Annotated in this window: 1 rRNA gene (cut by a window edge); it reads right to left on the reverse strand. The window is 49.6% G+C overall.

Going from position 1 to position 264, the window contains the following annotated elements:
* Positions 1 to 264 (reverse strand): 23S ribosomal RNA (locus tag DWY89_RS14450) (its annotated part extends 181 nt beyond the left edge of the window); the annotation flags it as partial.

Raw genomic sequence — 264 nt, forward strand, 5'->3', positions numbered from 1 at the left:
TCCTATCCAATCCTTAACCATATCCTTTTGGTTAAGCCCTCGACCGATTAGTAACAGTCAGCTTCATGTATTACTACACTTCCACCTCTGCCCTATCTACCTCGTCGTCTTCAAGGGGTCTTACTACTTGCGTATAGCTTCACGCTTAGATGCCTTCAGCGTTTATCCCGTCCCGGCTTGGCTACTCTGCCATGAACTTGATAGTTCAACAGATACACCAGAGGCCAGTCCACCCCGGTCCTCTCGTACTAAGGGCAGCTCCTC

The sequence above is a fragment of the Clostridium sp. AF27-5AA genome (assembly GCF_003478415.1).
In the GTDB taxonomy this organism is placed as follows: Bacteria; Bacillota; Clostridia; order Lachnospirales; family Lachnospiraceae; genus Otoolea; species Otoolea fessa.